This is a genomic window from Halobacillus salinus, from assembly GCF_004684905.1.
Classification (GTDB): Bacteria; Bacillota; Bacilli; order Bacillales; family Halobacillaceae; genus Halobacillus; species Halobacillus salinus.
Window position 1 is genome coordinate 38,856 of record NZ_SRJC01000005.1, and the last position, 25,881, is coordinate 64,736.

Genomic DNA, 25,881 nt, shown 5'->3' on the forward strand with positions numbered 1-25,881 from the left:
AGAAAAAAGGAGTTTCCCTTTATGCGCCGATTTCTTCTGGTCTGTGTTCTGATCATCACCACAGGATTTTCGCAAGCACCACCTAAAGACCAACTCACCATCATCGTCGAACTGGACGAATCACCGGAAAACTTCATCTCGGAAATCGAGTCGAGATTACCAAGGCTTGAAGTGGTCGCGCAGTACGACACTATCTTCAATGGAGTGGCTGTTCGGGGATCAGTCGATGAATTAGAGAAATTAGCGAGAATGGATGCGGTAACCAATCAACACCCTGTGAAAACCTACCGGACCCAACAAGAGCCGCTTTCCTTTTCGACCGATACAATCAGGTCACTTGGTAATAGTTCCTATACGGGACGTGGCGTGAAAGTGGGAGTCATTGATACGGGGATAGATTATTCTCACCCCGATTTGCAAATAAATTACCGCGGAGGATTCGATACCGTCGATTTTGACAATGATCCAATGGAAACTTTGACAGAAGGGGCAACGGTCCACGGCACGCATGTCGCTGGTGTAATCGGTGCAAATGGAAAAATGCGCGGCATTGCACCAGATGCTGAAATCTATGCCTACCGTGCACTAGGGCCTGGTGGTATGGGTTCTTCTGTCCAAGTCATTGCGGCAATTGAAGAAGCGGTAGAGGACGGGATGGATGTCATCAACTTGTCGCTCGGTAACGATGTGAACGGTCCCGATTGGCCGACTTCCCATGCAGTGGATCGTGCGATAGAGATGGGCACGACAGTTGTTGTCGCGGCGGGGAATTCAGGGCCGGATGACTGGACGGTCGGTTCTCCGGCAACCTCCCCGGACGCCATCACCGTCGGCGCAGTTGCTTTACCATCCGAAATGCCGGTGCTCGAGATAGGACGGCGAAAAATTATGCTCACTCCTTTACTTGGATCTTCGAAATGGTCGCTTACGAAGAAATATCCCCTCCATTTCGCTGGTAAGGGAGAAGGGGAAATAGAGAACGCTCGTGGAAAGATCGTCGTCTTCGAACGAGGCATTGTTCCTTTTTATGAAAAAGCAGAGAAAGCTTATAGAGCAGGAGCGGAAGCCGCCATTATCTATAATAATGAAGAAGGCGGATTCCAAGGGTCCTTGAACGGCATGAACCTCCCGATTCCTGTAGTCGCCGTGACAAAGAAAGAGGGAGAATGGCTTTTAGAACAAAAAGATCAATGGGCCGCGACGGTTTGGGAAGAGCTGGATCAAAGAATGGCAGAATTCAGTTCAAGAGGACCGATCACCTCGAGTTGGGCGATCAAGCCTGATGTCGTTGCGCCTGGTGTGGATATAATGAGTACGGTTCCTGGAGGGTACGCTCCGTTGCAAGGGACAAGTATGGCTGCGCCGCATGTCGCAGGGTTGGCTGCACTGGTCAAAGAAGCACATCCAGACTGGGAACCAAAAAAAGTGAAGCAAGCATTGATGAGTGGTGCAGAGGTGTTGGACGGGGTTCAGCCAACAGAACAAGGAATGGGTTATATCGATATCGAACGTTCTATTGAGCCGAGCCTTCTCTTGGACGGGAAACTTGAATTCGGGCGTGTGCAGGACAAGTTCTTCCGAGACTCGAAAACGGTAACCATCACGAATCCGACAGACAAAGAAGTGAAAGTCCAGATGAGACAGCCAGGGAAGAATCCTGGTGAAACGTGGTCGGTTCCGGGAACGACGTATATTTCTCCTGGTGCAACGGAAGAATTGCAGGTGGAGTTACAGATCTCTGGTTCGATGCTCTCTGATGGAGTCCATGAAGGATACCTGGTCGTCGAGTCTTCATCCGATGAATACCACATCCCCTATTTATATATTAAGGAATCCGGAACCTATGCAAAGGTATCAGGCTTTGAATTGTCCCGCACTTTAAATGATCAAGTACGCTACCGGTTCTACCTTTCAGAACAGACACAAAAGCTGTCGGTTGACCTATACCGTTCCGGTACCATGGTAGACCAAGGGCGTGTTCTTGAAATAGACAACAACCACGCTGGAATGGTGGAAGGCACGATCGATACGAGGAAGGAATGGAAAGGTGCCTACGTGGCAGCCGTTACGGCCACCATAGATGGAGAGGAATTCACCTACACATTCCCCGTCTTTTTCTAACATTACGGCGGTTCTAAATGATATGCATTTTTGTGTGGTACCTTGTAAGAGCAGGGCTCTTGCAAGGTGCTGTACAATTGTGACGAATTTGTGATCGTTTCTTGTCAGACATTTGTATTTTTAATCGTAATTGCATTGACATGAAAAGAACCCTAATGTATTCTTACATAGTGTGGAATGATAAGGTTTTCATACCTAATGTAGAAAGGCTTGATGCATGTGAAGTCAAAGCCGCCTTTTCAAGCCATGGCACTCACAAGCGCGATCGTTTCTCAACTCGCTGGCGGACCACTCGTCGGAGTTTACCTGGGAAAATGGATCGACAGCCAACTATCCACAGCACCCACGTTTCTAATCATCGGAATCTTCCTTGGATTAGGGGCAGGTACATACGGAACCATTCATTTAGTACGCAAGTACACGGGAGACGATTAACATGGAAGATTATCAACAGGTTATTGCCCGTCAACGAAAATGGATGTTCTACCTTCTGGCATTACTAGTACTAGGTTGGGGAGTCACACCTTGGCAACCCATATTCCTCGGGCTTCTTTTAGGAGCACTACTAAGCTTTTACAACCTCTGGCTTATGCAACGAAAAATCCGCAAGCTTGGCGAAGCTACAGCAGACAACCTGTCTGTGAGAGGGATTGGTACTTTCACGCGATTGGCATCCGGAGCTTTAGCCGTTGTCATCGCCCTTCAGTTTGAAGAATATTTCCATTTAATTTCAGTAGTATTGGGCTTAATGGCAGCCTACATTGTCATTTTAATAGATTACCTTTTCAACAAATCTACAGCTTAGCATGATGGAAGGTAGGTGAACAGATTGAATCACGAATCACCAATAGTGCAAGACGTCTTTGGGATTTCATGGTTGGATTTCAACTTATCCAACGTATTAATGATGTTCGTAGCGTCATTGATTGTATTTATTCTTGGTGTAGCTGCAACAAGAAACATGAAGCGCTATCCAAAAGGATTCCAAAACTTCATGGAATGGTTAATCGACTTTATCAAAGGCATCATCGGTTCGAACATGGACTGGCGGACAGGTAAGTTATTCTTGCCATTAGGTTTGACCTTATTCGCCTACGTATTCGTATCAAACATGCTTGGTGTCGTAACCAACGGTGTAGTGGATCACCATCTCTGGTGGAAATCACCAACGGCAGATCCAGGCATCACTCTGACATTAGCGACAATGGTTGTTGTGTTGACACACTATTACGGAGTGAAGCTGAAGGGTGGACGAGAGTACTCGAAAGGTTTTATACGTCCTCTACCATTCTTATTACCGTTCAAATTGATTGAGGAATTCTCAAACACACTAACGCTTGGTCTCCGTCTTTACGGAAACATTTACGCGGGTGAGATATTACTGGGCTTACTCGTATCGATGGCTACTTCAAGTTTCTTAGGATTCTTAGGAGCTACCGTCCCAATGATCGCATGGATGGGCTTTAGTACCTTTATTGGTTTCATCCAGGCATTTATTTTCGTTATGTTAACGATGGTTTATATGTCTCACAAGGTGAGCGATGACCATTAATATAAAGAATAAATTTTCTATTTAAAATATTTGAGGAGGATTTTAATTATGGGTCTATTAGCAGCTGCAATTGCAGTAGGTTTAGCGGCACTAGGTGCTGGTATTGGTAACGGTCTTATCGTAAGTCGTACAGTTGAAGGGATTGCGCGTCAACCAGAATTGCGTTCTGCACTTCAAACGACAATGTTCATTGGTGTTGCCCTAGTAGAGGCAGTTCCAATCATCGGCGTTGTTATCGCGTTTATCGTATTAGGTAGCTAAGTAGGACGAGCAACCGTTTTATGGCGAAGTTCACATTTTCGATCTTCGCCTTTGCTTTATCCTTTATGAACAACACAATACCCGTAAGGGAAAGAAAGAAAACTTCGACGACAGCAGTAAGCTGAAGCCGGGTTTTTCTCATGTATAGCTCCTGTTTTATACAGGGGGAGTGTCTTTAACAGATTTTCAGCAAAAGCCTGATACGAGATGGTGTGGGAAGGAGTGAAAACTGTGCAAGTATTCACAAATAGTCTTGTCCTCGGAGCAGAGGGAGGATTTCTAGTCGGAGATATGCTTACTCAACTGGTATTCTTCATTATCCTTCTAGTGCTACTCCGCATTTTTGCTTGGGGACCACTGATGAACATGATGAAAGAGCGTGAAGATTACGTTGCAAACGAGATCAACACGGCAGAGAAGAGTCGTGAAGAAGCTCAGAAAATGCAACGTGAAGCGTCTGAAGAGTTGAAGAAAACGCGTCAAGATGCACAGAGTATTATCGAAGATGCACGCAAGACAGCTGGACAACAGGAACGTGACATTCTTGAATCCGCTCGTGCTGAAGCAGAACGAATCAAAGAGTCTGCCCGTCAGGAAATCGAGCAGGAGCGAGACAAAGCGGTACAAGCCCTTAAAGATCAAGTGGCTTCCATGTCTGTCATGATTGCATCCAAAGTAATCGAAAAAGAATTGTCTGAACAGGATCAAGAGAAATTGATCAATGAATACATTGACGAGGCAGGAGAAGAGCGATGAGTGTAACGATCGTTGCGAAACGTTATGCAGACGCTCTCTTCCAACTCGCTAAAGAACACAACAAGCTGGAACAGGTAGAATCAGAACTTCGCACACTACGTGATGTTTACGTAAGCAACCCGAAACTGGTTCACTTCCTTCAGCACCCACGCGTGACGATGGACCAGAAGAAGCAATTGGTGACGGAATCATTTCAATCGTTCTCGAAAGAAGTGCTTCATACACTTCAACTTCTTGTCGATCGCCATCGTGAGGAAATCATCGTTGACGTGGTTTCCGAATTTATCACATTAATGAATGATGCCAAAGGTGTTGCTGACGCTGAAGTTTACTCTGTACGTGAGCTTTCTGAGAAGGAGCTTGAACGTATTTCAGAAACTTTTGCACCGAAAGTCGGCAAACGTTCTTTGAACCTGAAAAACTTTGTGGACAAAGAGCTTCTCGGAGGCATCCGCCTACGAGTCGGCAACCGCATTTTCGATGGTTCAATCAGCGGAAAACTTCGCCGCATGGAGCGCGAACTTACATCCGCGAACAAAAGATGATAGGGGTGAAATGGCATGAGCATCAAAGCTGAAGAGATCAGTGCGCTGATTAAGCAGCAGATTGAAAACTATGAAACAGATATAGAGGTCAATGATGTGGGTACAGTTATCGAAGTTGGTGACGGTATCGCACGTGCTCATGGTCTTGACAACGTCATGGCCGGAGAGCTAGTTGAATTCTCAAGCGGTGTTATGGGACTAGCCCAGAACCTAGAAGAAAGTAACGTTGGTCTTGTCATTCTTGGACCATATACAGATATTAAAGAAGGCGACGAAGTTCGCCGTACTGGCCGCATCATGCAAGTTCCTGTAGGGGAAGAAATGCTGGGCCGTGTCGTAAACCCTCTTGGACAAGCCGTAGATGGCCGCGGTCCAATTGAAACGACTAAAACTCGTCCGATCGAATCACCAGCACCTGGTGTTATGGATCGTAAATCCGTTGATGAGCCACTTCAAACAGGTATCAAAGCGATTGACGCGCTTGTACCAATCGGTCGTGGTCAACGTGAATTGATCATCGGTGACCGTCAGACTGGTAAGACATCTGTTGCCATCGATGCGATTATCAACCAAGCAGACCAAGATATGATTTGTATCTATGTTGCAATCGGTCAAAAAGAATCCACTGTACGTGGTACTGTTGAAACACTTCGTCGTCACGGCGCGCTTGATTACACAATCGTCGTAACAGCAAGTGCCTCTCAACCTGCACCACTTCTTTACCTGGCTCCATATGCCGGAGTATCCATGGGTGAAGACTTCATGTACAACGGTAAGCACGTACTAGTTGTATATGATGACCTTTCCAAGCAAGCAGCCGCTTACCGTGAGCTTTCCTTGCTACTTCGTCGTCCACCAGGTCGTGAAGCATTCCCAGGGGACGTATTCTACTTGCACTCTCGTTTGCTAGAGCGTGCTGCAAAACTAAGTGATGCAAAGGGCGGAGGATCCCTTACGGCTCTTCCATTCGTAGAAACGCAAGCCGGAGATATCTCTGCTTACATTCCTACGAACGTAATCTCCATCACAGACGGACAGATCTTCCTGCAGTCCGACCTCTTCTTCTCAGGTGTGCGTCCAGCAATCAACGCCGGATTATCCGTATCCCGTGTCGGTGGTTCCGCACAGATCAAAGCGATGAAGAAGGTTGCAGGTACACTGCGACTGGACTTGGCATCCTTCCGTGAGCTAGAAGCCTTTGCCCAGTTCGGATCGGACTTGGATAAATCGACTCAAGCGAAACTGAACCGCGGTGCTCGTACCGTTGAGGTCCTTAAACAAGGTCTTCACCAGCCACTTGCTGTCGAGAAGCAGGTTATGATCATTTACGCATTAACAAAAGGTCACCTTGATGAAATCCCAGTTGGAGATATCACTCGTTTCGAGTCTGAGTTCCACAACTGGATGGACAATAACCGTAAAGACCTTCTAGCTACAATCCGTGAAACAGGAAAACTAGCAGAAGACGAAGATATGAAAGAAGCTGTCGAAGCATTCAAGAAAACATTTGTAGCAAGTGAATAAATAAGAATGAAGGGTTACTGAACAGCGGCGTACGAGCTGTTCAGCCGCCCTCCAGGTCTTAAACAAACGTTTGATTGAAATCGACCGAACCAGCTAGAAAGGGTGGTGAAACAGCGTGGCATCCCTTAGAGATATTAAAGGCCGGATTACGTCCACTAAGAAGACGAAGCAGATTACGAAAGCGATGGAAATGGTTTCTGCCTCTAAACTGAACCGTGCCGAGCAGAACGCAAGGCAGTTCGTTCCTTATAGTGAGAAGATCCAGGAAGTCGTTGCGAACATCGCACAAGGTGGCGGTGATGCGAGTCACCCGATGCTTGAGTCCCGCGAAGTGAAGCGGACAGGCTACCTTGTCATCACATCTGATCGTGGCTTAGCAGGAGCCTACAACAGTAGTGTCTTGCGAAAAGTCTATCAACAAGTCCGTCAGCACCATACATCTGCTGATGAATATACGTTGATTACGATGGGCCGTATCGGTCGCGACTTTTTCCGTAAGCGTAATATGCCTGTCGATATGGATATTACAGGGCTTTCCGATCAGCCGGACTTTGCTGATATTAAAGATATCGCCTCTGACGCCGTTCAATTGTTCTCAGATGGTGAAATCGATCAGCTATACATTTATTACAACCACTATGTCAGTGCCATCACTCAAGAAGTGACGGAGAAGAAGGTTCTTCCTTTGACTGACATTGAATTAGATACTAAGAAAGCTCCATCCAGCTCTTACGAGTATGAACCAGACCAAGAAGGAATCCTTGAGGTCTTGCTTCCACAGTATGCGGAGAGCTTGATTTACGGAGCACTGCTAGACAGTAAAGCTAGTGAACACGCAGCACGTATGACCGCGATGAAGAGTGCGACGGATAATGCTGATGAATTGATCGGCGATCTTACGCTTTCTTATAACCGTGCACGTCAGGCTGCTATTACCCAAGAGATTACTGAGATCGTTGGCGGAGCCGCTGCCCTCGAATAGAAGTCTCATTTTTTTAAGTGAATAGCGTGGATAGCCACGTCGGGCTCCAGTTCCTCGTGACATGTAAATGTCTGAGAGGGTACTAGCGCCTTTGTTTACAGAAAGTTAGGAGGGAAATCGATGAGTAATGGACGCGTGACCCAAATCATGGGACCCGTTGTCGATGTCACGTTCGATGATGGACATCTCCCTGATATTAATAATGCCCTACACGTAAGTTACGAAGCGAAAAATGAAAACGAAAAAAGCGTCGACCTTACACTAGAAGTTGCTCTTCACCTAGGTGATAACACGGTACGTACCGTTGCTATGTCATCTACAGATGGTGTAATGCGTGGAACATCTGTTACAGATACTGGAGAGCCGATCTCTGTACCTGTAGGAGACGTAACACTTGGTCGAGTATTCAACGTTGAAGGTAAGAACATTGACCTTGACGAACCACTTCCTGCGGATGTACGCCGTGACCCGATTCACCGCGAAGCTCCGAAATTCGAAAACCTTGCAACACAGACAGAGATTCTTGAAACAGGAATCAAAGTTGTAGACTTGCTTGCCCCTTATGTTAAAGGTGGTAAAATCGGTTTGTTCGGTGGTGCCGGTGTAGGTAAAACTGTACTGATCCAGGAATTAATCAACAACATCGCACAAGAGCACGGTGGTATCTCCGTATTCGCTGGTGTTGGTGAGCGTACTCGTGAAGGTAACGACCTTTACTACGAAATGACAGACTCTGGCGTAATCAAGAAAACAGCTATGGTCTTCGGTCAGATGAACGAGCCGCCTGGTGCACGTATGCGTGTTGCCTTGTCTGGTCTTACAATGGCCGAGTATTTCCGTGACGAAGAAGGACAGGACGTTCTGTTCTTCATCGATAACATCTTCCGTTTCACGCAAGGTGGTCTTGAGGTATCCGCCCTACTTGGTCGTATGCCATCAGCCGTTGGTTACCAGCCGACACTTGCAACAGAAATGGGTCAGCTTCAGGAACGTATCACATCTACGGATAAAGGTTCCGTTACATCGATCCAGGCGATTTATGTACCTGCCGATGACTACACGGACCCGGCTCCAGCGACTACGTTCGCACACTTGGATGCGACAACGAACCTTGAGCGTAAACTATCTGAGCAAGGTATCTACCCAGCCGTGGATCCACTTGCCTCTACTTCCCGTGCATTAGATCCGGATATCGTCGGAGATGAGCACTACGAAGTAGCACGTGAAGTTCAACGTACGCTTCAGCGTTACAAAGAACTTCAAGATATCATCGCTATCTTGGGTATGGATGAGCTTTCTGATGAAGATAAACTGACGGTTTCCCGTGCACGTCGCGTTCAGTTCTTCCTATCTCAGAACTTCCACGTAGCTGAGCAGTTCACAGGTCAAAAAGGTTCTTACGTTCCTGTATCTGAAACTGTTAAAGGCTTCAAAGAAATCCTTGACGGCAAGTACGACGACCTTCCAGAGGATGCGTTCCGTCTAGTCGGACGTATTGAGGAAGTTGTTGAAAAAGCAGAACAAATGCAATAAACCATAGGTGATGGAATCGGGAGGCGTTCTTCTTAGGACGCCTTACCGTTTGCTACAGCCAAGGAGGAATTACTATGAGCACACTAACGGTGAGTGTTGTCACTCCTGATGGCCCGGTATTGGAAGATGCATTTGAAATGGTTAGTTGTAAGGCGGAGAGCGGGGAACTGGGTATTCTACCTGGACACATCCCGATGGTCGCTCCTCTCACAATCAGCGCGGTTCGTCTTAAAGGCGAAGGCAAATCAGATCGTATCGCAGTCAGTGGTGGGTTCTTAGAAGTCCGTCCTGATAAAGTGACGATTTTAGCTCAGTCAGCTGAAAAGCCATCCGATATCGACATCAGTCGTGCCCGCAAAGCGAAAGAGCGTGCCGAGCGCCGTCTACAAGATAAACAATCCGACATAGATTTCAAACGGGCTGAAATGGCCCTCAAACGAGCCATTAATCGTTTGGACGTTTTTGAGAACAACTTCTAAACTGCTTTCATCTTTGAGAGCAGTTTTTTATTTCTTTTCAAGAAAAAATTTCATTTCGACCGCAACTCCTGTCACTTTGTGTTCGAATAGTATATTATTGTCACTATTACCCGGGAAATGAAAAATAATATTGCTTTCTTGTCAATTCCTGTTTGAACTATGTCATGCATTGGTATATAGGGGAAAGAGGTGTTTTTTTAGGTGGAACAATACTTCGCACAAGATGCACTAGTCAGCATGACATCGCATTTGATTTTCATCATTATTACCTGGAGACTGATACAAGCGGTGAACTTCGACGCTTTCTTCAGAAAGCAGCGCGTATTCGAAGCGAGACTCTTCATTATATTTGTGACGATTGCGCTCGGAACGACCGTAAGTAACTTCTTCCTCGACTTAATTTCTTGGTCGAACAGTCTCATTTATCTGTTTTAGAAACATGTCTAAAGTTGTTTGAAATTGCATCGTATGAATGATGTCTTCCTAGGTCAAACTTATAGTAAGTTGATGCTTGGGGAGGCATAAAAAATGAAAGTGATAATTGCATTGATCGGGTCGTTGATAATGGTGATTTCAGGTGTTTATCCACAGGAGAGGTCTGAAGAGAATCAGTTACAGCAATTTGCAGACTTTGCTGAGGACGAGCAGCTGGAGATTACAGAATGGTCTTGGACCGCGAAAGAACCGATCCACCAAGATGAAACAGAGAAGTGGGCTCAACAAGCTTCTTCCCTTTTCGAAGATGAACCAGAAGTTGAAGAAACGATTCACGCGGAGAAACGGACATGGACGAAACAGACAGGTGATATAATAGAAACGTTAAGCCTGATTATACCAAATGATTCCATTAATTCCGCTGAAAGGGTTTATGCTATAGATGGGAAGGGAAATGCCTCTCTAAGCCAAAAATGGGCCTCACGTAAGGATCTTACGAAAAGTCGACTTTTCTCAGAAAATGTCACTATTTTCTCTTGTATTAAGTCAGTGAAAAATGGTATTATTGATGATGTTTTAGTGTATGAGAAATTCAAAGAAGCATTCGATGTTGTAACGATAAACGTAGTCAAAGACAATGGTTGGACAAGTATGTCCGGACATAGTAACAAATGGGGTCAATCACTCCCAATACTTAGTGAAGAGATGAACGTGCAGTTCGCTTCGAGAACATTGGGCGGAAGGACAAACGTAACGATTGGAACACCCATTATTACTGCTGAATATTAATATAATGAATATGGACGCGAAGGAGAATGAACCTTGGAAAAAATCATCGTCCGTGGTGGGAGGCAGCTGAATGGTACTGTGAAAGCTGAAGGTGCCAAGAATGCCGTACTGCCTGTCATCGCAGCAAGTATAATCGCAAGTGAAGGTAAAAGCGTTTTGCATGACGTTCCTGCATTAGCAGATGTAACGACAATCAACCAAGTCATAAAACATATGAACGCTGATGTACATGTCGAAGGAAATACAGTCACGGTAGATGCTTCTCGTCAACTCGAGACCGAAGCACCAATTGAATATGTTCGTAAAATGCGCGCTTCTGTTCTTGTATTGGGACCACTTTTGGCCCGCTATGGCCATGCTAAAGTCGCTATGCCTGGAGGATGTGCGATTGGATCAAGACCGATCGATCAGCACTTGAAAGGCTTCGAAGCTATGGGAGCGGAAGTTACTGTAGGAAACGGCTATGTAGAAGCTGAAGTGAAAGGTCGCCTGCAAGGAGCGAAAGTTTATTTTGACGTGCCGAGTGTCGGCGCTACAGAAAACGTCATGATGGCAGCTGCTCTAGCAGAAGGTAAGACAGTCCTTGAGAACTGTGCGAAAGAGCCAGAGATTGTTGACCTTGCTAACTACTTGAACAAAATGGGAGCGCATATCGTCGGTGCGGGTACAGAAACAATCCGTATCGAGGGAGTGGAGAAACTCACTGGCGCAGAACATACTATCATCCCTGACCGTATCGAGGTCGGTACGTTCATGGTAGCCGCAGCTATTACTGGCGGTAACGTCCTTGTAGAAGGTGCTATGCCGGAACACATTCGTTCTGTCATTGCCAAAATGGAAGAGATGGGTGTAACCATTCGTGAAGAGGAAGATGGCGTTCGTGTCATCGGACCGGATCGTTTGAAAGCAACTGACATCAAGACGATGCCACACCCAGGATTCCCGACAGATATGCAATCTCAAATGATGGCTCTTATGTTGAGTGCACAGGGTAACAGTGTCATTACAGAGACAGTCTTTGAAAACCGCTTTATGCATGTAGAAGAATTCCGTCGTATGAATGCGAACCTGAAAATCGAAGGTCGCAGTGTCATCGTCGAAGGACCTTCCAGCTTGCAAGGAGCAGAAGTAGCTGCAACCGACTTACGTGCCGGTGCCGCACTTGTGCTAGCGGGATTAGTATCTGAAGGCTATACTCGCGTAACAGAGCTTAAGCACCTCGATCGAGGCTATGTAAACTTCACTGAAAAGCTTCGTGCTCTAGGTGCAGATATCGAGCGCGTGAATGAAGTAGAAACTTACCAAGAAGAACTCGAGCCAAGCGAATCATTATCGACCTTATAATATATTCAACCTGAGCTTGCCTATTTCATCTGTTTGATGAGATAGGCAAGCTTTTTTTTGCGTCGAAAAACATTCCTTAATAATGAGGTTGTATTTCGTAGGTATGGTGTCGTTTTCTCCATTAGTGATCTTGAATTCTCAAGTAACCCTGTCTGATTACCGATTAACGTCCCACCGCCACTTTTTTACATAGAAAGGTTCTATCATCTCCCAATGCTGGATATATATTTACTAGAGGGATGTCCCCTCGATTCTAAGCCCGGGAGGATGCGAATGAAGAGAGAAAATTGGATAGGTATCATCGCCGTAGGTGGTCTTTTCATGGCCATACTCATCATACCAACTTTGATTGTTGTACCTTTTACAGGATCCAATGACATGGATCAAGTTCGCGAGACACCTCAAGAACAACAAGCGGAACTTCCTCAGGACCTGTCGCCTTTCACTGTCAGAGTGTTAAGGAGCAGTGGGGAAGTCGAGAAAGTTCCTTTAGAGACGTATGTGGCGAGAGTGGTCGCTTCGGAGATGCCGGCTAATTTCGAAGTAGAGGCTTTGAAGGCACAATCTTTGGCAGCGAGAACGTATATTACGGGACAATTGGAGAACGGATCTCCTGTGTCAGAGAAAGCGGACGTAACAGACACTGTCCAGCATCAGGTGTACAAAAACGATGTGGAACTTAGACAACAATGGCAGGACGCATATCAAGGTAATATGAAGAAAATCAATGAAGCTGTCAAAGCAACGGCTGGAGAAATCATCACGTACGAACGCAAGCCGATCACGGCGGCTTTTTTCTCGACTAGCAACGGGTTTACTGAAAATGCAGAAGACTATTGGGAAAATGAGATTCCGTATTTGAAAAGTGTAGAAAGCCCTTGGGATCAATCTTCACCGAAGTTCAAGGACCAGAAGATCATCAGCTCAGAGGAATTGCAGGCAACATTAGGCGTTTCTACTATTGCTGGTACGACGCTTACCAAGACACAAGGCAACCGAGTGGATGAAGTGCATTTCGGAGACAAGACGTTCACAGGTCGAGAGATTCGAGAAGCATTCAGTCTATCGTCCAGTGATTTTACGATGTCCCAAAAAGGGGATCATATCATTTTTACGACGAAGGGCTATGGACACGGGGTAGGGATGAGTCAGTACGGAGCAAACGGCATGGCCAAAGATGGCAGAACGTATAAAGACATTGTGAAGCACTACTATAAAGGGATCGAAATCTCTCCTTTGAGCACACAAACTGCTTTGAAGTAGACAAAAGGCCAGGTGCTCACCTGGCCTTTAATAAATTTTTCATTGTTATGTATATATTTCCTCTAATCTGTTCAGAATGGTTTTTGAGGTGATGAACATGAGAGAGGAAGAAAACAAAAGCGTGACTAAATTAAAGGTTAAACGCTTGATGCGCAAGAAGTGGTTGTATCCAGCTTTGTATCTGTCGGTAGCTGCATTAGTGTTAGTCGGAGTGTTTTGGTACCAACAAGGAGCAAGTGACTTAGATCAAGTTCAAGAAGAGCCGGAAACAAACGTTCAAGATGAAATCCTGACAAACAATACTAGAGACGAATCTGTACCTGTCATGGAACAAAACGAGAACTTGCAAATGCCGGTTGTGGATGAAGCGACTGCTTCCATCGTAACCAACTTCTATGACTACGACGCAACTGAAGCTGAACAAGAAAGTGCACTGGTCCTATACAACAATAAGTATTACCAAAGTGAAGGCGTAGACATTACTAGAGAAGATGGAGAATCCTTCGAAGTTACAGCGTCCCTATCTGGTACGGTAACAGAGATCAAAGAAGATCCGCTTTACGGAAATGTTATTGAAATCACACACGACCAAGATGTCAGCACGGTTTACGCAAGCCTAGATCAAGTACAAGTTGAAACAGGTGCTAGCGTGACACAAGGTGATGTTCTAGGTACAGCAGGAAGCAACTCTTTCGGACAAGCTAGCGGCGTACACGTACACTTTGAAGTACGTAAAGCAGGCGAGCCTGTAAACCCTGAGAATTTCTTTGGACAACCAGTCTCAAACATTGATGACGGTTCTGAAGACGGAGTAGATGAAGAAGAAGCACAAGACAATACTCCAGCTCAAGAAGACGAAGCAGAAGATAACGCTCCTGTACAGGAAGATGAAGAAGGTACTCCATCTGAAGAACCTACAGATTCTGACGAAGAACAACCAGCACCAGAAGAAGATAGCGCATCATCAATCTCAACAACACAAGCATAAGATGAGGGTATTCTTACCCTCATTTTTTTTGTGTGAAAAAGTGGTTGAGGAGAGGAGGAAGCTTTGCAAGGATTCGCTTTCCTATGGGGAGAACGGTCAAGACTCCTCAGGTAAGCGGTTATATATTCCTTACATGATCTTTGAATGGAACAAGCTTGTGATTCGCTACATGACAAACTCGGCTGTTACATAAATAGCATATCTGCAATCTTTTAGTAATACAATGAGGATAACCGAGCACTCGGTAACATCCAGGGTCAACTGCTATGACAAACATCAAGAGGCCCCCTTACCAATTTCATAACAGAAGAGCTTTCCGTCAAGCCACCCCCTTGGATAGTCAATCACAGGAGGCGAGTGGAGTGCATGATTACATCAAAGAGAGGACCATCAAGATTGGAGAGCACGTGATCGAAACGAGAAAAACGGTACGAGTGATTGCAAAGGAGTTCGGCGTTTCCAAGAGTACGGTTCATAAAGACCTGACCGAGCGGCTTCCAGAGGTGAATCCGGAACTTGCAAGGGAAGTAAAGAAAATTCTTGACTACCACAAGGAAATCCGGCACTTGCGCGGTGGAGAAGCCACTCGAAAGAAATATAGGACAGACGAACGCCCTGCTCAACCCCTTTCCTGAACGAAAGGTCCTTCCATTGTCAGAAATCCTCGATATATAGGAACTTTTTTCATTTCAAGTAAGACGAATGTCGTATTCTTGTGATAGAATATAGAATTAGATATGTTTGCATGCTCCGAAGAAATAAAGGGCTGCAAGAAGACTAAAAAAACAAGCTTTGTTGAATGATAAATAGGTATAGGATTGTTTTTACAATAGGGAGGATCTACAGGACATGTTCGCAAGAGATATCGGAATTGACCTAGGTACGGCTAACGTACTGATACATGTAAAAGGAAAAGGAATCGTTTTGAACGAACCTTCTGTTGTGGCGATGGACCGTAATACGGGAAAAGTGCTTGAAGTAGGGGAAGAAGCACGTCGCATGGTCGGAAGAACCCCCGGCAATATCGAAGCGATGCGTCCATTGAAAGATGGCGTCATTGCCGATTTCGATGTGACGGAAGCCATGCTCAAGCACTTCATTCAAAAAACGAATGTGCGCGGCTTTTTGTCGAAGCCACGTATGCTGATCTGTTGCCCGACGAACATAACGAAGGTAGAACAAAAAGCCATTAAAGAAGCCGCTGAGAAATCAGGTGGCAAAAACGTCATTTTAGAAGAAGAGCCGAAAGTAGCTGCTATTGGCGCAGGTATGGATATTTTCCAGCCGAGCGGTAATATGGTAGTAGACATCGGTGGAGGAACGACGGACGTTGCGGTTCTTTCTATGGGAGATATCGTAACAGCTTCCTCTATCAAAATGGCAGGTGACAAGTTCGACCACGAAATTCTGCAATACATCAAGAAAGAGTATAAGCTTCTGATCGGTGAGCGTACAGCAGAAGACATCAAAATCAATGTAGCGACCGTATTCCCAGGTTCACGTCACGAAGAAATCGAAATCCGTGGCCGTGATATGGTATCCGGACTTCCGCGCACGATTACGGTGAATTCTGAAGAAGTGGAGCGGTCTCTCAGAGAATCTGTGCAGGTCATCGTTCAAGCTGCCAAGCAAGTATTGGAGCGTACACCACCTGAATTGTCTGCTGATATCATTGATCGTGGTGTCATTATGACAGGTGGGGGAGCATTACTTCACGGAATCGATCAGCTGCTTGCGGAAGAGCTGAAGGTACCGGTTCTTGTAGCAGAGTCTCCGATGGACTGTGTTGCAGCAGGTACAGGGATTATGCTTGAACACCTAGATAAGCGAGTTTCTTCTAAGTAATTCTTATAGCATACACGAAGGCGACCGTCTGAAGACGGAGAGCCTTTGATACATAATTAAGGGAGAGATTACCGTTGTTAAGAGGATTCTACACCGCAGCTTCAGGGATGGTAGCTAATCAGCGAATGCAGGAAACACTGTCCAATAACATGTCTAATGCATATACGCCAGGGTACAAAGCGGATCAAGGAACGATGCGTGCGTTTCCGGAACTCTTGATTGAGCAGATGGGAGCGAAGGAGATTCCGACCACTACGGGCGGAATCAATCTTCCTGTCCGTCAAGAAGTAGGATCCCTTAATACGGGTGTCTATGTCCAGGAGACGGTTCCATCCTTTTCACAAGGGGATATTCGCGAAACGGGTATTACGACGGATATGGCTCTTATTCAAGGCGATGTACCAGATGAAAAAGGAATGGTCTTCTTCAATGTACAGAACGAAGAAGGCGAGTTGAGTCATACACGCAATGGTAACTTCACCGTCGACAATGAAGGGTTTCTGACAACGAACCAAGGCAATTACGTGTTGGATGACGCGGGGAATCCGATCAACACGGATGGACTGGAGTTTGATGTGTCTGGTGAAGGTGTCCTTACAATTGGTGACCAACAGATTCCACTTGGCCTATCCTATGCAGCGAACGCAGAAGATATGGTGAAAGAGGGCAATGACGTCTATCAGCCTGGAGAGGAAGCGGCTGCTCTTGTGAATGCGAGAGCGAATCCTGAGGTAGCCTTTGATGTACGTCAAAGTGTACTGGAAGGATCAAACGTCGACCCTGCCCGAACGATGACAGAAATGATGAATACATACAGGTCGTTTGAGATGAACCAGCGAGTATTGAAAGCCTATGATCAGAACATGCAAAAAGCGGTCACAGAGATCGGGAGACTACGATAAGGGGGCGTATGGCGGATGAATCGTTCAATGATCCAAGCATCGGTGACGATGGGACAACTTCAGCAGAAACTTGATTTGATCGGGAACAACTTATCGAATAGCAGTACGACAGGGTATAAGAGTCGCAATTCGAACTTTTCTTCTCTGCTCGTGCAGCAGATCGATAATCTTGATGATGACCAAGCCCAACGAAACCGTCTTACACCGGATGGAGTCCGGATCGGCACTGGTGCAAGGCTCGGACACACGAACATTGACCTTCGCCAAGGAAGCCTTCAGAATACAGGACGGGAGCTCGATCTCGCACTACTAGCGGATAACCATATGTTCCAAGTGCAAGTACCGACAGAAGAAGGTACAGAGACACAGTACACAAGGTCCGGTAACTTCTATTTAAGCCCGCTTGAGAATGGTCAGCTTCTGCTTTCCGATAGTAATGGGAATCCAGTCATCGGAGAGGGTGGCGAGCCGATTGCTCTCGACGATGGTATAGATGGTATTGCCATTACAGATCAGGGTGGTATCTCGGTCACGCGCGGGGAACAACAAGTGATCGAAGCACAGATTGATGTCGTGGAAGCCGTTCGTCCGCGCATTCTTGAAGCAACAGGCGAGAATCGTTTCCGGATTCCTGATAATATAGAGGTAGATGGAATTTTTGCGGATGTAGCTTTCAATGACCAACAGCTGCAAAGCCAGACGCTCGAAGCTTCCAATGTTGATATGTCCAAAGAACTGACCGATATGCTAATGGCCCAGCGTGCTTATCAATTCAACGCTAAGTCGATTTCGACAAGTGATCAGATGATGGGACTTGTCAATCAATTGAGATCATAATATAAGGAGTTTGACGACCATGGCAACAGATCCTAAAGCCGGGCAGAACAAAGCCCCTCGAGAAGAGAAAGAGCGCAAGCGACAAACTGAAAAAGCATCGAAGCAGGAAGCGAAGGCGTCCAAACCGAAGAGGGAAAAGAAAAGCAAAAAAGGACGTCGCCGAATACTTCCCATTTGGGTCCGTATCATCATTGTCCTTCTTCTCAGCGTAGTTGCTCTAGTCTTAGGAGCAATGGTCGGGTATGGCATCATCGGGGACGGAAAGCCTACCGATGCATTGGATTGGGATACGTGGCAGCATATCTTTGATATTGTGACGAAAACAGAATAGCTTGTCCTTTTATACTATTTATACTATGTGATAGAGGGACAGATATGACACGAGTCGGACGCCGGCTCGTGTCTTTTTTTATGTTTTCATAATCCCAAACAGGGAACTATGTAAAGATAGTATTTGATGTTGGAACGGTGGGAGGGAATACGATGTGAAAACAGATGTGTTCATTGCAGGAGGCGGCGTCGGAGGCCTTGCGCTTGCTGCAAAATTAGCCAGTCGGGGTGTCCATGTCACCATAGCGGAACAGCTGACCAAAGAGTCACCCGTCTACAAAGGAGAACTATTGCAGCCAAAGACCCTCGCCATACTAGAACGCCTCGGAGTGATTGAGGAGATCGAAGCTTGTGGACATGTCCTGGACCAACTCAGGTTCCAGGAAATCAAGCGCAGACCGCATCAGGAACCGGAAGAGATCAATCTGACCGAGCTCGATTACGGACGCGTCGCCAGCATTTATGATCACTCTTTGATGGTTCCTCATGAGAAGACGAAGGCCATCCTAAGGAATAAAGGAAAGTCGTATGAAGAGTATTTTCATTATTTAGGAGGAGCGCGCTTCTTAGGTTTTGAAAATGGTATGGCTAAAGTGAAACATAATAAAGAGTTCAAATTCATCCAGGCTCAAGTTTATGTGGGAGCGGAAGGTAGAAGTTCTCCTACGCGCGACGCGATGGACGTCAAAGTTAAGCGGAAAGATTATAATCACCACTTCCTTACCGTCACCATCCCGAGACCTGAGACTTTTACAAAAGGAAAGATCATTACGACAGAAAGCTGCTTCCTCGGGCTGTTTCCACTCCCGGATAACGAAGTCCGTACAGTGTTTTTAATCAAGGCAGGAGAGTACAAGACGATCAAGGAAAAGGGCCTTGAGTATTTGTACCAAGCTTACTCAGAGCTTGAACCAGAGCTCGCAGAAGGTGTCCGTGCCATCAAAGATTGGAAAACCGTCCAGTTGATGATTCCGTTCACTTACCATGTCGACCACTATTATTCTGGCAACCTTGCCATTATCGGAGATGCAGCACATACTGTACACCCGATGGCCGGAGAAGGCATGAATCTCGCTATCCAAGATGCGGATGTACTCGGAGAACTATTGGCGTGGTGTAAAGAAGAAGACAAGCCCTATGATGAATATCTTCATTACTACGAAGATGTCCGAAAACCGCGCGTATCTTTTCTACTTAACTTAAGTCACCTTTCCGCCCTCGTGTACTCGTTCCGTTTCGAACTATGGCGCCAGTTCCGTTCGAGAGCTGTACAGCGGATTTATGACGATGATCCGCTTCACGTGAAACAAATGTTAAATATATCCGGTCTCGGGCGCTGGGACTTCAGTCTCTTCGACCGGGCTATCCAAGGGAATATCCTTCCCCCTAGAAAGAAAAAAGTAAGCGATCGACAACAGAAAAAATACTTGTTCTCTGAGAAAGAAGATTATCCTTGGAGATACCAGGAGAAGGGATGAGAGACATGAATGAATGGGTAATTGCCATGCAGGCTAGAAAGTGGATGAAGAAGAATGAATCGTTCCTCCCGAGCTGGCATGCTTATGTCGGAGTGGAACTGGACTTGTTCAATGAGTTTGAAAAGTCGATAACGATAGATGAGGTCAGTGATAATACCGGGTATCCGAGGGACTTGCTTGCGTCTTGGGTACGAGTCGGTGTCGCGGTGAAGCACTTGAAAAAACGCCCCAATGAACGGTTCCGTACGTCCAAACAGCGTTGTTCCACATTAATGGGTGACGTTTCCCCAGGGTTGAAAGCCATTTTGAAAGAAATGATGGAGCTCCATATTCCAACGATGCTCCAATATCCAGAAATCATGCGCTCCCACCATCGTGCGAAATTCGATCACGAGCGTCACGGGGAAATCGTGGCGGAAACCTCTGCACTACTAGAGCATTTCGCCATGAAGAAGATTTTCAAAATGCTCCGCCACCGCAATGTGAGAACGGTAGTAGACTTGGGCTGTGGCCACGGTGGTTATTTGCGTAAACTGGCTCAAGAGTTCCCTGGTGTTCAGATGATCGGAGTCGACATCAACCAGAAAGTCGTCAACAAAGCACGCCGCCTGTCAGAAGGATATCCGAACATTTCCTTTGAAGTGGGCGACATCAAGTCATGGGAGCCTGAGGAAAAAACGGACGTCGTCTTGCTCCATAATATCTTCCACTACATTCACCCTGATGAGCGTGGGGAGCTATTAGATCACTTGCACCAGTACGTAACCGACCAAGGAGTGATTTCTGTCATTACTCCGATCAGTGAGAGCGGCTATGGTCACGCTTTTTCTTCCGCATTCAACAGTTTCTTCATCGCCCATGAAAACCTGTTCGCCCTGCCGAAGAAAGAGGAACTGGAGGATATCTCAGACGATTGTCAATTCGAGATGTTCGACTTTGATCCGATCATCAAAGAAGGATCCTGGTACACGTTCTGGCTGGCTCCGAGCTCGCCAGTCAATGAGATACGTCAATCTACGATGGCAGGCAGTAGTGAACAGAGCATTCAAGCGGATCGTGCCAAAGCAGAACTGACACGTACATCCTAAACGTAGTAAGCGTCCGATAAACGGGCGCTTTTTCTATGGAAAAAGAAAGAGAGTCATTTATAATGAGGTTAACTGTGTCATGGGGGTTCGTTAATGGAGAAAAGTATTACAATCAAGGAATATGAGGAAGAGAATCAAGAAGGCGTCTTAGAGCTTATCTTACAAATCCAACAGGATGAATACGGGATAGCCATCACGAGGGAAGACCAACCTGATTTAGAGGAGATCCCAACCTTTTATCAAAAGGGAAAGGGAAACTTCTGGGTGGCCGAGCAACAGGGGAGAGTGATTGGCACAATCGCCCTGTTAGACATAGGGGATAACCGATTGGCTCTGAGGAAAATGTTTGTACATACAGAATTTCGCGGTTCAAGATTCAGGACGGCGGATCAGCTATTATCACAAGCGTTAGAGTGGGCAGAATCTCATTCTGTTGAATCTATTTTGTTAGGTACGACGTCGGCTTTCAAAGCAGCTCATCGATTTTATGAGAAGAACGGATTTGTAGAATTGGAGCGAAGCAGTTTACCGGAAGGTTTTCCTGTAGTAAAGGTTGATACTAAATTTTATCAGTATAAAATTTAGTTATAAAAAAACTCCGCCTACAACTAGACGTGTTGTAAGCGGAGTATATCTAAGGCCGTCTTCCTTGCACAAGTCGAACAATAAGTACGATAAGGGCGATCACCAGCAATAAGTGGACTAAGTTACCACCAACACCGCCAATGAGACCGAGCAACCATAGAACAAGCAAAACAATTAAGATTGTGTATAACATGGACAGTTCCCTCCTTCCCAATGAGTGCCTTCTTATTGTTCCTTATCCTAAAATAACCATTCCGAAACCGAGGGAAAGAAATTTTGTCCAAATGACTCAGGACCTTTATAATAAGACTAGTAGTTAGGAAAGGAGTTTATGCATGTTAGATATTGAACAAATCAAAGAAATCATCCCTCACCGCTATCCATTCTTGTTAATTGACCAAGTAGAAGAAGTGGTGGAAGGGGAAAAAGCAGTCGGATACAAAAATGTTACGATGAACGAACCTTTCTTCCAAGGACACTTCCCGGATTACCCTGTCATGCCTGGCGTGCTGATCACAGAAGCGCTGGCGCAAATGGGTGCTGTCGCGATGCTGAAGAAGGAAGAGAACCAAGGCAAGCTTGCTTTCTTCACGGGCATTGATAAGTGTCGCTTCAAGCGCCAAGTGAAACCAGGCGATCGTCTGCGCCTTGAGGTTGAAATCGTACGTTTGAAAGGACCAATCGGCAAAGGCAAAGCGAAAGCGACGGTCGATGGTGAAGTAGCGTGTGAAGCGGAGATCATGTTTGCGCTGAAATGAGTTGAGCATATTGCTCAGCTCTTTTTTTATAGGAATAAAGAATTGGGGCAGACTAGGAGGCGACAACAATAAAAGGAGGAAAAGACATGAAAAACCTATCATTGAAATTGTTGACCGCTCTCTTAGCCATTACACTTCTAGGTGCTTGTGCTTCTGACGAAGAGCCGGTTGATGAGAACGGAAACGACAACAACGGCACGGAAGAGAATATGGACGGGGATGATAACAACGACGACGGAAACATGGAAGAAGAGAATGATGAGGAAATGCAGCAAGAGGAAGATCAGTTGGAAGAGGACCAGAACGACATGACGGACGGGGAGAACCCGGATGAAGACATGACGAACGAAGACACGATGGAAAACAGTGAAGACGATAAAAACGAGTAAGACGCACTAAAGCCGCTAATCTCAGCGGCTCTTTTTTTGTTCGCTGAACGATAGGAACATGGCAATAGCGAGTAAACTCAAGCCACCGATGGTGAAGACAGGCACAAGGACATCAAGGAACCAGAGGATATCCAGTACATATAAACCGATACCACAGAAAAATGCTATCCACCCAAAGATCGCTAATGTTCGACTCATAATGGCATCCTTCCTTTTCAATAAAGTAGGGAAAGTGGAAGTACTGTCGATAAAGAAATCCACTCGCAATTTACCTTCTTTAAACAAAACTATGCTCCATAGTCTAGGGAGACAGCATCAACTGTCTCCCTTAAGTACTAGCCTTTAAGATCAATTTGATTCCCAAGACTCGGATGAGGAATGGATTCCTCTATCATGTTCACGACTTGTTTGCCTTCAGATTCGGCATTGTTCATCGCTTTATCCATAACTTTCAGACTCGACTGTTGCTTCAAGTCGACGGCACTCATCGCCATCGATAGCGCGGCGATATCCATATAATTCCCTCCCTTTCTTTTCCTATCGGTTCCTCCATATATTCTATCAAGCAAAATACGACTAAGTTCGCGATTTTGAAATCTGTTGGAAAATGAGCCCGGGTTCTGTAAAATGAAAGATAACAACCTTTTAATAGTTTCAAAGCGCGCGTGAACGGAAAAAAAGCGAGTAGAGGTGATGACAAATGAAATATCGTACAGCCGATGATTTAAGAGATTTATTATTAGAGGAACATGAATCTGTCGTCAACCAGATTCCACAAGAGAAACTGGATGTGTACATCTACTTACATCAATTGTTTCAAGACACGTATGTACCGGATGACCATCTGTTCCGATTCGTCTTCCGTAGTTTCTTCCGATTGGACAACCCTAGTCTGACGAGCGAATTCGAGGATGAGTACTTCAAACTGATGGAGAACCAGCGTGGTCAGGAACGTCCGAATATTGTACGCATTACGAAGGATTTGTATGATGTCAAGAACCATAAAGGAAACCCGACAATGCAATTCCCGCTTGCAGCGGCAATGCTGCATACGATGAATCCTGAATTCCCGACGTATGACGGTGACATTGTGAAAGCATTCGACTTTTCATCAACGTACCACTTATCTGGCTTCGATAAGAAGATGAAGCGGTACATGGAACAGTATCAGCACACATTCCGTACGTACAATCAGTTGCTTGAAGAAGAATCCCTTGAGCCGATCTTCAATCATTTTGATGAAAGATTCCGCGATTATGATCTTCCGAAAGTGAAGAAACTGGATCTGATTGTCGCTCAACTAGGAAACAAGCTTTCCTGATTGAAAGAAAACCCGGACTCTGAATAGAGAGTCCGGGTTTTCAGATTTTCGAGCAAGTATTGTCGGTTCTTCCAATTATGGTCCACACCTGAGTGGTTTCCACTCAAAGGTCAATGATGTTGTTCATGTAAAGTATTGCAAAGCGAGTTGTTTTCCAGACCACGAAGCACTATCTTACTGTGCAGAATCGCTTCAAAAAGCCGGACTCCATTCCTAGAGTCCGGCTTTTTGATTGAACAAGGCACTTTCGACAAAAATTTGTCAATCTATTCACACTCCAACAAGTTGCAATAAGATTCGTGCTTTAGTAACATTATCCTTAATTATGACTACTCGGTCAGCACTGTGAAAAGAAGTATGCAGGGACTTTTTTCGGAGAAACTAAATAGACAGATAAGTACGTGATTCATAGGGGCTAGAAGAGAGTGAAGGAGAGGAAGTCTGAACATGAAACGTTTCGTCGCGCTGATACTACTGATGACGGTTGTAGCCTGTTCAAACCAGGAAGCAGCCGAGGATAAAGAGCCACGAGTGACGCCGGTCGAAACCGCTGAGATTTCGAGGGGCGATTTTATTGTAGAAAGAGAGATTGTCGGACGTGCGACTACGGCCGAAACATCACAAGTCATTTCGGAAACTCCAGGGGAATTAGTATCACTGAAGTTTGAGAAGGGTGATCGTGTAGAGAAAGGCGACACGATCGGAGTAGTCGACCCAGGTTCAGGAGAGGACCAGATCGAACTGCAACAGCTGGCTGTCCGCCAGGCGGAAAAGCAGTTGGAAAACGCCCGTATTTCAAAACAGCAAGCGGCACTGGGTGTCGAGAATGCAGAAGAGCAAGTTGAGCTTGCGAATAAAGCATCGAACGCAGAACAAAGTCAAACGAGCCAAGCCGTGAAAGCGGCAAAGCAACAGTATGAACAAGCCCAGGAACTGGCTAATCAGACCCAGCAGCTCGTAGAGGAAGGTGTTGTACCAGAAAGTTTGGCTGTCCAGGCGCAGAATAGGGCCGACCAGGCACACGCTCAAGTCCAACAGCTTCAGGGACAACAGCCGCAATCATCGTCCGCAGTTGCTCAAGCAGAAGCCCAAGTAGACCAAGCGAACCAACAGCTCGAGCAAGCTCAAAATGCCGTTGAGCAGGCGGAGTTGCAGGTAGAACAGGCGAATGTGCAATTGCAGCAGGCAAAAGATCAAACTGCTAACCAAGCGGTCACAGCGCAAGCTTCCGGAGAATTGTCCACTTTGAATGCGAGTGTTGGTGACTTTGTCACGAATCAGCAACCGTTTGCTTCGATTGTAGGATTGAACCCGATGACCGTCACGGCTTCCCTTACACCAGAACAACTCTCGCTGTTTAAAAAAGGGGAGGAGCTCGAGGTGCAGGTGGATTCGATCGACCAAAAGGTGACGTCTACGATTAATTATATAAGTTCTGTTCCGGATGATACCGGTTTGTACCCCGTCGAGGCGACGGTTCCGAATGATGACGAGAACATAAAGCCAGGCATGATGGCAACTTTCCTTTTACCAGAGATCGTAGTCGAGAGTTCACTGATTGTCCCGACGGATGCCGTTGTTGAAAACGGTGGAGAAGCGTATCTCTATCATGTAGTGGATGAAAAGGCAGTCCGCGTTGATGTGAAGATTCTTGAAGCACAGACGGATAAGATGGCTATTGAGGCGGATCTTCCGAAACAAGCGGAAGTCATCACTTCAGGCCAGCTGACACTGACCGATGGCGGACAAGTGTCCATCATGAAGGAGGACGCTTAA

At 45.9% G+C, this 25,881-nt stretch carries 31 protein-coding genes; 28 read left to right on the forward strand and 3 right to left on the reverse strand.

Annotated elements, in window-relative coordinates:
• Positions 1-21: 21 nt before the first annotated feature.
• From E4663_RS20285 to E4663_RS15910, 24 genes are all read left to right on the forward strand, one after another.
• Entirely contained in the window at positions 22-2,121 is a 2,100-nt protein-coding gene (locus tag E4663_RS20285) for a S8 family serine peptidase (RefSeq protein ID WP_135328323.1), read from the forward strand.
• 213 nt (positions 2,122-2,334) lie between these two features.
• A complete protein-coding gene (locus tag E4663_RS15800; protein ID WP_135328324.1) occupies positions 2,335-2,556 on the forward strand; it encodes an AtpZ/AtpI family protein in 222 nt (73 codons plus the stop codon).
• Position 2,557: 1 nt separating this feature from the next.
• Positions 2,558-2,926: an ATP synthase subunit I gene (locus tag E4663_RS15805; RefSeq protein WP_079477951.1), complete on the forward strand. Its 369-nt coding sequence runs from the start codon at positions 2,558-2,560 to the stop codon at positions 2,924-2,926.
• Positions 2,927-2,950: 24 nt separating this feature from the next.
• Positions 2,951-3,673 (forward strand): F0F1 ATP synthase subunit A, encoded by a 723-nt coding sequence (gene atpB, locus E4663_RS15810; protein WP_079477952.1) that lies wholly within the window; start codon positions 2,951-2,953, stop codon positions 3,671-3,673.
• A gap of 48 nt (positions 3,674-3,721) precedes the next feature.
• Positions 3,722-3,934 carry a F0F1 ATP synthase subunit C gene (gene atpE / locus E4663_RS15815; RefSeq protein WP_079477953.1) on the forward strand — a complete coding sequence of 71 codons (213 nt, stop codon included), beginning with the start codon at positions 3,722-3,724 and terminating at the stop codon, positions 3,932-3,934.
• A 231-nt stretch (positions 3,935-4,165) separates the two neighbouring features.
• Entirely contained in the window at positions 4,166-4,690 is a 525-nt protein-coding gene (gene atpF / locus E4663_RS15820) for a F0F1 ATP synthase subunit B (protein ID WP_135328325.1), read from the forward strand.
• A complete protein-coding gene (locus tag E4663_RS15825) occupies positions 4,687-5,235 on the forward strand; it encodes a F0F1 ATP synthase subunit delta (protein WP_079477955.1) in 549 nt (182 codons plus the stop codon). Before atpF ends, E4663_RS15825 begins: the two co-directional genes overlap by 4 nt.
• A 15-nt stretch (positions 5,236-5,250) precedes the next feature.
• Positions 5,251-6,759 carry a F0F1 ATP synthase subunit alpha gene (gene atpA, locus E4663_RS15830; protein WP_135328326.1) on the forward strand — a complete coding sequence of 503 codons (1,509 nt, stop codon included), beginning with the start codon at positions 5,251-5,253 and terminating at the stop codon, positions 6,757-6,759.
• A 115-nt stretch (positions 6,760-6,874) separates the two neighbouring features.
• Positions 6,875-7,741, forward strand: coding sequence for a F0F1 ATP synthase subunit gamma (locus tag E4663_RS15835; protein WP_079477957.1), 867 nt, complete (start codon positions 6,875-6,877; stop codon positions 7,739-7,741).
• A 120-nt stretch (positions 7,742-7,861) separates the two neighbouring features.
• Positions 7,862-9,274 carry a F0F1 ATP synthase subunit beta gene (atpD, locus tag E4663_RS15840; RefSeq protein ID WP_079477958.1) on the forward strand — a complete coding sequence of 471 codons (1,413 nt, stop codon included), beginning with the start codon at positions 7,862-7,864 and terminating at the stop codon, positions 9,272-9,274.
• 74 nt (positions 9,275-9,348) lie between these two features.
• Positions 9,349-9,753, forward strand: coding sequence for a F0F1 ATP synthase subunit epsilon (locus tag E4663_RS15845; protein ID WP_079477959.1), 405 nt, complete (start codon positions 9,349-9,351; stop codon positions 9,751-9,753).
• A gap of 201 nt (positions 9,754-9,954) precedes the next feature.
• On the forward strand, positions 9,955-10,188 hold the full coding sequence (locus tag E4663_RS15850) for a DUF1146 family protein (RefSeq protein ID WP_079477960.1): 234 nt from the start codon (positions 9,955-9,957) through the stop codon (positions 10,186-10,188).
• A 93-nt stretch (positions 10,189-10,281) separates the two neighbouring features.
• Positions 10,282-10,977, forward strand: coding sequence for a YwmB family TATA-box binding protein (locus E4663_RS15855; protein WP_135328327.1), 696 nt, complete (start codon positions 10,282-10,284; stop codon positions 10,975-10,977).
• Between the two features lie 33 nt (positions 10,978-11,010).
• Entirely contained in the window at positions 11,011-12,321 is a 1,311-nt protein-coding gene (gene murA, locus E4663_RS15860; RefSeq protein ID WP_135328328.1) for a UDP-N-acetylglucosamine 1-carboxyvinyltransferase, read from the forward strand.
• A 273-nt stretch (positions 12,322-12,594) separates the two neighbouring features.
• Positions 12,595-13,584 (forward strand): stage II sporulation protein D, encoded by a 990-nt coding sequence (gene spoIID / locus E4663_RS15865; protein WP_079477963.1) that lies wholly within the window; start codon positions 12,595-12,597, stop codon positions 13,582-13,584.
• Between the two features lie 121 nt (positions 13,585-13,705).
• A complete protein-coding gene (locus tag E4663_RS15870; protein ID WP_241657222.1) occupies positions 13,706-14,572 on the forward strand; it encodes a stage II sporulation protein SpoIIQ in 867 nt (288 codons plus the stop codon).
• A gap of 362 nt (positions 14,573-14,934) precedes the next feature.
• Complete coding sequence (spoIIID, locus tag E4663_RS15875; RefSeq protein WP_135328329.1) at positions 14,935-15,207, forward strand: sporulation transcriptional regulator SpoIIID; 273 nt, start codon at positions 14,935-14,937, stop codon at positions 15,205-15,207.
• A 214-nt stretch (positions 15,208-15,421) separates the two neighbouring features.
• Positions 15,422-16,417 carry a rod shape-determining protein gene (gene mreB / locus E4663_RS15880; protein WP_079477966.1) on the forward strand — a complete coding sequence of 332 codons (996 nt, stop codon included), beginning with the start codon at positions 15,422-15,424 and terminating at the stop codon, positions 16,415-16,417.
• A gap of 74 nt (positions 16,418-16,491) precedes the next feature.
• Complete coding sequence (locus tag E4663_RS15885; protein ID WP_135328330.1) at positions 16,492-17,319, forward strand: flagellar hook-basal body protein; 828 nt, start codon at positions 16,492-16,494, stop codon at positions 17,317-17,319.
• A gap of 15 nt (positions 17,320-17,334) precedes the next feature.
• On the forward strand, positions 17,335-18,156 hold the full coding sequence (locus tag E4663_RS15890) for a flagellar hook-basal body protein (protein ID WP_079477968.1): 822 nt from the start codon (positions 17,335-17,337) through the stop codon (positions 18,154-18,156).
• 19 nt (positions 18,157-18,175) lie between these two features.
• On the forward strand, positions 18,176-18,487 hold the full coding sequence (locus tag E4663_RS15895) for a DNA-directed RNA polymerase subunit beta (protein ID WP_079477969.1): 312 nt from the start codon (positions 18,176-18,178) through the stop codon (positions 18,485-18,487).
• Positions 18,488-18,641: 154 nt separating this feature from the next.
• Positions 18,642-19,964 (forward strand): FAD-dependent oxidoreductase, encoded by a 1,323-nt coding sequence (locus E4663_RS15900; RefSeq protein WP_135328331.1) that lies wholly within the window; start codon positions 18,642-18,644, stop codon positions 19,962-19,964.
• Positions 19,965-19,969: 5 nt separating this feature from the next.
• Positions 19,970-21,052, forward strand: coding sequence for a class I SAM-dependent methyltransferase (locus E4663_RS15905; protein WP_135328332.1), 1,083 nt, complete (start codon positions 19,970-19,972; stop codon positions 21,050-21,052).
• 93 nt (positions 21,053-21,145) lie between these two features.
• Complete coding sequence (locus E4663_RS15910; RefSeq protein WP_135328333.1) at positions 21,146-21,637, forward strand: GNAT family N-acetyltransferase; 492 nt, start codon at positions 21,146-21,148, stop codon at positions 21,635-21,637.
• 49 nt (positions 21,638-21,686) lie between these two features.
• On the opposite strand, the gene E4663_RS15915 is transcribed toward E4663_RS15910, so the two are convergent.
• Positions 21,687-21,830 (reverse strand): lmo0937 family membrane protein, encoded by a 144-nt coding sequence (locus E4663_RS15915; protein ID WP_135328334.1) that lies wholly within the window; start codon positions 21,828-21,830, stop codon positions 21,687-21,689.
• A 142-nt stretch (positions 21,831-21,972) separates the two neighbouring features.
• Between E4663_RS15915 and fabZ the strand changes: the two genes are divergently transcribed.
• Both fabZ and E4663_RS15925 read left to right on the forward strand, forming a co-directional pair.
• Positions 21,973-22,395, forward strand: a complete 423-nt coding sequence (gene fabZ / locus E4663_RS15920; protein ID WP_135328335.1) for a 3-hydroxyacyl-ACP dehydratase FabZ — start codon at positions 21,973-21,975, stop codon at positions 22,393-22,395.
• 86 nt (positions 22,396-22,481) lie between these two features.
• Positions 22,482-22,784: a hypothetical protein gene (locus E4663_RS15925; RefSeq protein ID WP_135328336.1), complete on the forward strand. Its 303-nt coding sequence runs from the start codon at positions 22,482-22,484 to the stop codon at positions 22,782-22,784.
• A 21-nt stretch (positions 22,785-22,805) separates the two neighbouring features.
• Here the strand turns inward: E4663_RS15925 and E4663_RS19845 are convergent, their stop codons facing one another.
• Entirely contained in the window at positions 22,806-22,982 is a 177-nt protein-coding gene (locus E4663_RS19845; RefSeq protein WP_158290517.1) for a hypothetical protein, read from the reverse strand.
• A gap of 137 nt (positions 22,983-23,119) precedes the next feature.
• The gene (locus tag E4663_RS15930; RefSeq protein ID WP_135328337.1) at positions 23,120-23,299 is read right to left on the reverse strand and encodes a YjfB family protein; all 180 of its coding nucleotides are present in this window, start codon (positions 23,297-23,299) and stop codon (positions 23,120-23,122) included.
• 185 nt (positions 23,300-23,484) lie between these two features.
• Here E4663_RS15930 and E4663_RS15935 point away from each other — a divergent pair, with 185 nt between their 5' ends.
• Positions 23,485-24,105, forward strand: a complete 621-nt coding sequence (locus E4663_RS15935; RefSeq protein ID WP_079477976.1) for a hypothetical protein — start codon at positions 23,485-23,487, stop codon at positions 24,103-24,105.
• Positions 24,106-24,552: 447 nt separating this feature from the next.
• The gene (locus tag E4663_RS15940; RefSeq protein ID WP_135328338.1) at positions 24,553-25,881 is read left to right on the forward strand and encodes an efflux RND transporter periplasmic adaptor subunit; all 1,329 of its coding nucleotides are present in this window, start codon (positions 24,553-24,555) and stop codon (positions 25,879-25,881) included.